Source organism: Anaerolineales bacterium, assembly GCA_022866145.1.
GTDB lineage: Bacteria > Chloroflexota > Anaerolineae > Anaerolineales > E44-bin32 > PFL42.
In genome coordinates this window covers 1-1,980 of the sequence record JALHUE010000238.1, presented here as the reverse complement: position 1 = coordinate 1,980, position 1,980 = coordinate 1, and the positions used below count along the sequence as shown (strand labels likewise).

The following is a 1,980-nucleotide window of genomic DNA, read 5'->3' as shown; positions in this document are numbered from 1 at the left end:
TTTGGTCTTCATCCCATGGACGGTGTTGATGTACGTGATCGTCTTCCCGCTGAGCGGTTTTGACTGGATCTGGCTCGGCCTGGGTGTGTTCGCCGACATCACCGCCTACTCAGCCAGCGTGTACAAGCGCAAGCAGGTCCCCGGCTACACAGGGCCGTAAGGGTCCACCGGGCCGTAGGGACCACCGGACTGTCGTTCACCGCTCTCCAACTCGCCGACCGGAGCGACGGCTCACCCTCCGGTGTCAAAGGCACTCACAGACGCCCAGCGCAAGCGCTGGGCGTCTGTTCGTCGGCACTTCGAGCTCCAAGCGCCTTGGGGTACTAGCGCCATGGATCGAAGAACGCCAGGTTGTCGGTGACCGTCTGCCAGGCCCGCTCGGCGACCGGCATTCCGTCCGGGAAACGCACCACATCCCACGGCTGAACCATGAGTGTGTATACGTCACCGTCGACCAGGATGACCGCCTGGCGTGAAGGCCAGGCGCCGTTGGTGTCGATGTAGGTGGCGGCGGGATGTCCCCCCAACGTCGCTGCCTCCAGCGAGCCGGGCTCGATGAACTGCATCCGTTCGCTGAGGAAGTCAGCCGGCGTTGCCGCCTCCGTATACCCGAAGGTCCCGAAGGCCAGCGTTGTGCGAACCTCCCCGAAGTCCGGATCCTGGCCGACGACCGGCCCACCGACGAAGACCTCAGGAATCTCCGGGTGGGGCTCGAAGTCCGCCGGAAGCAGCGTGCATACACCCAGCCGATCGCTGCGGTAGGCGAACGTGCCCTCCACGGCCTCCGGGCAGACCTGCTCCGCACGGACGTCTGGTGACGGGTTCTCGCGGGGGAAGAAGGCGATCGAGCCCGTCACGGTGTCCCAGAGCGATTGCGCCGCGGCGTCCCGCTCCGGGACGTCCCCCGGTTGCGGTGCCAGCGTCAGCTGGTACTTGACGCCATCGGCCACGACGAAGGCGCTCTGCATGCGGATCATGCCGGGGAGGTTCTTCAGAACGGTCGCCGGCAAGCCCCCTAGGGTGGCCACCTCGGGCTCGACCGGCGGATCCGGCGGGCCAAAGACGTCCGAAACCCCGTAGAACTCAGACCACTTCTGGGCGTAGCCGGCGCTGTCCAGTCCATCTGCCGGCCCGTTCTGGGCGACCTGCATCCAGACGGCCGCCGTCTCCTGCTGCTTGGGCCCGGCTGTCTCCCTCAGGCCTTGCAGGAAGATCATCTCATCCGGGCGGAGCGGGTCGGCTCTGATCTCAATGCCAAAGGGGACCAGCATGCAGAATCCGTTCTCGCGGCTGAGGTACAGGGTCGTATCGGCGTCCGGTGTTGGGCAGACCTCGGCAGTGTCGACCGGCCCCGCGGTCGGCGCGGGGTTGGTCGCGGCGACCGAGGTTTCATTCGACTGGGAAGCGAGTGGGATCAGGCTGCAGGCCGAGGCTATCGCCAGGGCCGCAAGCCCCAATCCCATCCACGTCCGATTGCCTGTTCCAGGCATGGGTCCCTCTCCCTCCTGTCCGCGGGTTTGTGCGACCCTACGGGCATGGAAGCGCCATCCTACCGCATCTGGCCGCGGCGTGGAAGGGGTAGAGGGACTCTGTCAGGTTCAGCGGCGGGCATACTCCAGCACGACCTGATCTTGCGTCTCACCGGGCGCCAGCAGGTACAGGCTGGGGCTCTCGTACCGATACTGAGAAGCACTCCCCAACCAGGCGAGGTAGGCCGCCTCCTGCTCCATCACGCCGGCCGCAGCACAGAACAGTTGAGTGACCGGTCCGACGCTCAGCCGGATCGCGCTTCCTTGCAGCTGGTACTCGCCGCGGTAGGTGTTGCAGCCGGACGAACCCTCGAAGGTCAGGTTCGGATACAGGCGCAGGTCGATCTGCGTTCCCGCAAGGACCGGCTGCATCTGCCCCAGGCTGGGGTTCATCACCTGCGAGAGGTCGTAGGCCGCGCCATCGAAGGGAGGCGCAGGGGTTGCGGTTGGT

At 66.1% G+C, this 1,980-nt stretch carries 2 protein-coding genes; both read right to left on the bottom strand.

What is annotated here, in order from left to right:
- Window positions 1–323: 323 nt before the first annotated feature.
- Entirely contained in the window at window positions 324–1,490 is a 1,167-nt protein-coding gene (locus MUO23_07520) for a hypothetical protein (GenBank protein ID MCJ7512803.1), read from the bottom strand.
- 108 nt (window positions 1,491–1,598) lie between these two features.
- Window positions 1,599–1,980: META domain-containing protein (locus MUO23_07515; GenBank protein MCJ7512802.1), on the bottom strand; the 382-nt coding region annotated here is incomplete at its 5' end.